The sequence below is a fragment of the Phycicoccus flavus genome, from assembly GCF_004025965.2.
Classification (GTDB): Bacteria; Actinomycetota; Actinomycetes; order Actinomycetales; family Dermatophilaceae; genus Phycicoccus; species Phycicoccus flavus.
Map to the genome: position 1 here is coordinate 776 of NZ_SAYU02000112.1, position 5,770 is coordinate 6,545.

3 protein-coding genes and 1 tRNA gene are annotated in these 5,770 nt (G+C 77.8%); 1 reads left to right on the top strand and 3 read right to left on the bottom strand.

Annotated elements, in window-relative coordinates; all coding sequences use genetic code 11:
* From EPD83_RS19535 to EPD83_RS19545, 3 genes are all read right to left on the bottom strand, one after another.
* Positions 1–3,144 (bottom strand): DEAD/DEAH box helicase (locus tag EPD83_RS19535; RefSeq protein ID WP_205859630.1); only part of this gene is annotated, 3,144 nt, incomplete at its 3' end.
* A gap of 168 nt (positions 3,145–3,312) precedes the next feature.
* Complete coding sequence (locus tag EPD83_RS19540; RefSeq protein ID WP_235950745.1) at positions 3,313–4,614, bottom strand: MFS transporter; 1,302 nt, start codon at positions 4,612–4,614, stop codon at positions 3,313–3,315.
* Between the two features lie 70 nt (positions 4,615–4,684).
* A complete protein-coding gene (locus EPD83_RS19545) occupies positions 4,685–5,608 on the bottom strand; it encodes a hypothetical protein (RefSeq protein ID WP_165567032.1) in 924 nt (307 codons plus the stop codon).
* Positions 5,609–5,695: 87 nt separating this feature from the next.
* On the opposite strand from EPD83_RS19545, the gene EPD83_RS19550 reads away from it, so the two are divergent.
* Positions 5,696–5,767: transfer RNA gene (locus EPD83_RS19550), tRNA-Arg, on the top strand.
* Positions 5,768–5,770 lie beyond the last annotated feature (3 nt).

The following is a 5,770-nucleotide window of genomic DNA, read 5'->3' on the forward strand; positions in this document are numbered from 1 at the left end:
GACGTCGTCCCAGGCCTGGCCCTGGACGGTGGCGGGCTCGCGGACGGCGAAGGGCTCGGGTCGGGTCTCGTTGAAGAAGGCGAGCTCGTGCGGCCCGAGCCGCGACAGTGCGCCGCGCAGGGCCTCCTCGACCCGCCGGCGGTGCCCGGGTGAGAGCGCGAGCACGACGAGCGAGCGGTCCGGGCGGGAGCGGGCGTGCTCGAGGACGAGCCCGACGACCCGGTCGACCTCGGCGTCGGTGGACTCGACCGCACCCTGGCCCGCGGGCGCGATGCCGACGCCGTCGACGGGGACGTGCCGCACCACCGGGTCCCGGCCGGCGCCGGGGAAGGTGACGACCCGGCCGTCGTACAGCTCGTCCCGGACGAAGGAGACGAGCCGCTCGTCGAGGGCCCGGTAGTGCCAGGACAGGGTGCGGACGGGCAGCATCCCGTCGAGCACGTCCTGGACGGACCGGCCGTCGACGTCCTCGGGAGCGTCGGCGCCGGCCGAGACGGTGAAGGGCGCGGGGGGCAGCTGCAGCGGGTCGCCGACGAGGACGACGCGGCGCGCCCGGGAGAGCGCCGGGACGGCCTCGGCGGGCGAGACGCGGGAGGCGTCCTCGACCACGACGACGTCGAACAGCTCGCCGGGCGGCAGGACCGACGGCACGGCGAGCGGGCTCATCGCCCAGCACGGCCGGACGGCGGTCGCGAGCCGGGGCGCCGCCCGCACGAGCTCCGGCAGCGGCCGTGGCCGGCCGGACCGGGTCGCGTCCTCGCGCAGCACCGCCTCCTCGGCGGGGGCGGCGCGCAGGGCCTTGGCGGCCTCCTCGGCGACGGCGCTGCGGATCCGGGCGGGCCGGGCGGCGAGCGCGTCGAGGTCGGCCCGCACGAGGGTCTCGACGGCGGCGGTCAGCGCCTGTGCGTCGTGCCCGGCGACGCGGTCGTCGTGCTCCCCGATCTCGTCGGCGAGGGAGCACCACCACACCCAGTACGTCTCGGTGCCCACCCGGTCGGCGGGGACCCGGCGGGCGCGGAGGTCCTCGACGAGCGGCAGCAGGCCGTAGGTCGCGAGCCGGTCCAGCGCCGCCCGGATCCGCGGCGCCGGACCGAGCCGGGGCACGGCGGCCGCCAGCGTCGAGACGCGACGCCGAAGGGCGGCAAGGTCGAGCTCGACGAGCCGGGGCGAGCCGTCGTCGGGCAGGTGCCGGTCGAGCCACTCCAGGTCCTCGAGCAGGGTGTCGTGGGCGAGGCGGGCGCGGTCCAGCTCGACGGGGATCTCCGGACGGCCCCCGGACCCGGCGAGCTCGCGCCAGGCGTCCCGCTGGGCGTCGGCCTCCTGCAGCGCACCGTGCAGGTCCGTGGGGGGTCGGCCCGGCCGGAGCAGGGAGCGTGCCTGTCGGCGGACCCGCCACCGCTCGAGCACGCGCAGGTCGCTCCCGGCGCGCCGCCGCTCGGAGCGGCGGGCCGTCGCCGCGACGAGGTCTCGCAGCGGGATGTCGAAGACCTCCGGCCGGAACACCTCGAGGGTGTCGCGGACCTGGCCGACGGTCGTCAGCACCCGCTGCCAGTCCAGGACGGTCGGGGCGGCGGGCAGGTGGACGCCGCGGAAGACGTCGGCCAGCGTGCGCCGGGTCTCGTCGACGAGCCCGCCGGCCAGCCGCTCGACGCGCTCCCGGGCCTCCTGCGCCTCGGCGTCGTCGGCCAGCCGGGCACCGAACCACGGGTCGCTCGCTCCCCCGTCGTCCCAGGCGGCCAGCCCGGCGAGACGGACGAGGGTGTCGGCGGCGGCGTCCCGGGTGTCGGGGTCGAGACGGGCGAGCCCGGACCCGGCGACCCGCACCCGGGAGCGCGGCGGCGGGTCGAGCAGGCACAGGCGGCTGACCTCCTCCTGGACGGCGTGCAGCGTGACGCCCCAGGGCTCGCGGCGGCCGTGCAGCGCGGCGAGGTGCCGCTCCAGGAGGTCGGCGGCCTCCGTGCGCCCGCGGCGGGCGGCGGCGTCCTCGCGCTCGGTGCGGCGGCTCGTCCCGGTGGTCCGGCGGGCCTCGTCGACCCGCCGGTCCAGCGTCGTCACGAGGTCCCGGACGACGGCGGCCCGGCCGTGCCCACCGTCGGCGAGGTCGAGCAGGAGGTCCTCGAGGCCGGCCGCGGCCAGCCGGTCGCGGACGGCCTCGACCGAGGCCCGCTGGGGGGAGACGAGGAGGACCGAGCGGCCGTCGGCGGCCAGGGCGGCGACGAGGTTGGCGACGGTCTGGCTGGCCCCCGTCCCGGGCGGGGTGCGCAGGTCCAGGTGCGACCCGGCGCGGACCGCCGCGACGGCCTCGAGCTGCGAACCGTCGGCGTCCAGCGGGGTGACGTCGGCGTCCGGGTCGGCGGCGAGCCCGCCGACGTCGGCGCCCACCGAGACCGCCGGCAGGGCGTCGGGCACCCCCGCGAGCGCGGCGACGACGTCGTGGCCGGCGAGGGTCTCGGCCTGGGCGGCGAGGTCGGCCACGAGCGCGACCTTGTGGGACGGGAAGGTCGTGAGGACGACGCGGGGGTCGACCGACAGGTCGGGCACGTCCTGGCAGGCGGCAGCGAGCGCGGCGTACGCGGCGTAGGGGTCCACCGAGCCACCGGTCGTGGCCAACCGCTCCAGGTGCGCGGTGTCGAGGGCGATGTCGTGCGCCGAGCGCAGGTACTGGACCAGGGCGGGGTTGACCTCGAGCTCGGCGCCCGGCTCGAGCACCCAGTCCAGGCGGCGGGCGTCCTCGGGCCGGGTCCGGCAGGACCGGAGGAACACCGGTGCCGCGGGTTCGCGGGGCGCCACGCGGCCGTTCGGCAGGACGACCGTCCACGACGCGGTGCCCAGGCCGAGGAAGGCGGTGCGGATGCCGTGCTGGGACTCCAGGTGTGCGGCGGTGTCGTGGACGCGCTCGACGCGCCGGCAGGCGTCGGCGAAGGCCTGCGGCTCCCGGACGAGCTCGCTGAGGCGCACCCGCTCCCCGGAGAGGACGGCGGTGCGGGCGCCGAGGTGCGCGGCGGTGAGGTCGAGCGTCCCGGTCGGCAGGTCCCGGTACCAGAGCAGCGTGTTCGGCCCGCCGAGGTCGACGAGCTCGCGGGACCACCCGGCGCGCGCCTCGGCCACGAGGTCGGCGCGGCGGTCGGCACGGTCCGGGGCCACGCTCAGGTGTCCTCCCCGTCTCGGGTTCTCCGGCGCGACGTCGGCGGTCCCCTGGCGGGCCCGCGTCGTGCGCGCCCGGCCGCTCGCAGTCACCGCAGCAGGCTAACAACGGCCGGTGGCCCGGCCCGGGAGGCGCGGCGGGGCCCGGGAGCACCGCCCCGGACGCCCTCAGGCGGGTGGTGCGGACACCCGTCCGGAGCGGGTGAGGCCGGCGAGCAGCCCGACCGTGACGGCCACCCCGAGGGCCAGGAGCGCGAGGACGTGGAAGCTCGCCCGGTCGACGACGACCCCGGCCAGCGCGCCGCCCGCGGCCGCGGCGAGACCCATGACGACGTCCGCGGCGCCCTGCGCGCCGGGTCGCTCCGCGACGGGCACAGCGCCGGTGAGCAGCGTCGACCCGGAGACGAGCGTGCACGACCAGCCCAGCCCGAGGAGGAACAGCCCGGCGACGAGCGTGGCGGACTGCCCCACCGGCGACGCGGCGGCGAGCAGCGTGGCCGCCGACAGCACCCCGGCCCCGACGAGGGCCACCGCCCGCGCCCCGACCCGGTCGACGGCGGCCCCGACGAGCGGGGAGAAGGCGAACATCCCGAGGACGTGGATGCTGATGACGAGACCGATGACCTCGAGGGCCGCGGCGCCGTGGGACATGTGCAGCGGCGTCATCACCATGACCGACACCATGACGACGTGGCCGAGCGCGAGAGTCAGCAGGCCGAGCCGCGCCACCGGGTCGGCCCCCACCACCCGCAGGCCCCGGAGCACCGAGCCCTGGAGGACGGGGGCCACGGCGGCGGCACCCGCGCCGCCGTCGTGGGTCGCGGGCTCGCGACGTCGGGACTCCAGGAGCGGGTCGGGCCGCAGGAGGACGAGCAGCACCCCGACGGCGGCCACCGCCCCGAGCAGGGAGAAGACGAACGGGCCCGCGAGCACCGGCAGACCGAGCGCCCGGGCCACCGGCTCGCCCGGCCCGACGAGGTTGGGGCCGAGGACGCTGCCGACCGTCGTCGCCCAGACGACGACGCCGATGTCCCGCCCGCGTCGCTGCGGCGCCGCGAGGTCGGCGGCGGCGTAGCGGGTCTGGCTGTTGGACGCCACCGCGCCTCCGAAGAGGAAGCTCGAGACGAGCAGCAGGGGGAAGCTGCGCAGGACCGCCGCCACGAGGATGCCGGCGGCGCCGACCGCGGCCAGCGCGTACCCGAGGGCGAGGCCGGGGCGGCGGCCGCGGGCGGCCGTCACCTGCGCGATGGGGATGGCGACGAGGGCGGCGCCGAGGACCTGGAAGGTGCTGCCGAGGCCCGCGTACGTCGCCGACCCGGAGATGTCCTCGGCGAGCAGGGCGCCCACCGCGGCGCCCGAGGAGACGCCGATCCCGCCGAGCATCTGCGCGCTGACGAGGGTCCGCACGACGCGGCGCTGCAGCGCCGCCCGGTCGGTGGGGCCGGCGGCCACGGCGCGCGGGATGGTCACCGGAGCAGTATGCCGAGCGGCACCGACCCCGCGGCCGGCGCGGGACGGCGGGTCGGGCGACCCGGTGCGGTCAGTCGGACGCCTGCTGCTCGTCGACGCGGCGCTTGATCAGGCCCATGCCCGGCAGCTTGGCGAGCATGAGGTTGAGCTCGCGGCTCACGTCGAGCAGGTCGTGGATGTCCGGGCCCACGGTGTCGAGCGTCGTGAGCACGGGCAGGACGTCGTTCTGCACGCGCTCGGCGAGGACCGGCATGGTGTCGATGAGCGAGATGAGCGCGTCGACCTCGTGCGGCTCGGTCGTCTCGGCGAGGCGTTCCAGCACGGGCTGGAGGGTCTTGAGGGACGGCGCCAGCGCCTCGGTGAGCTCGGCGACGCGCGCGAGCAGCGGCTCGGCCGTCCCGACGGCGCCGCTCGTGCGGGCGACGAGGGCCTCGGCGGTGTCGACGGTGGACGTCGTGCGGGCCACGAGCGCCTCGGCGGAGTCGACGGTCGAGGTCGTGCGTCCCAGCAGACCGTCGGCGGCGTCGACGGTTCCCCCGGTGCGGGCGAGGAGGCCCTCCGCGGCGTCGACGGTCCCCCCGGTGCGGACGAGCAGGACGTCGGCGGCGTCGACCGTGCCGGACGTCCGGGCCAACACCGCCTCCGCGGCCTCGACCGTCGCGACCGTGCGCGCGAGGACCGCCTCCGCGGCCTCGACGGTGGCGAGTGTGCGGGCCAGCGTCACCTCGGCGGTGTCGACGGTCGAGGCGGTGCGCACGAGCACGGCCTCCGCGGCGTCGACGGTGGCCGCGGTGCGAGCGACGACCTCGTCGGCCGCCACCCGGGTGCGGTCGATGCGCCGGACGAGCGCCCGGGCGTCGCCGACCAGCTGCTCGGCCTCCCCGAGGAGGCCCACGACCCGGGGGACGGCGGCCAGGAGGGACTCGGCGGCGTCGCCGGTGCGGGACACCGCGTCGACGACGTCGCGCGGACCGGGCACGGAGGGCAGGCGCATCCGGCCAACCTACCGTCCGGCACGCCGCCGGCTCGGCGGCGCGGACCCCCCTCGACACCTCCCGTAGTCTGGTCGGCGGTCTTTCCCGCCCTCGTAGCTCAGGGGAAGAGCACTTCTCTCCTAAAGAAGGTGTCGCAGGTTCGAATCCTGCCGGGGGCACGC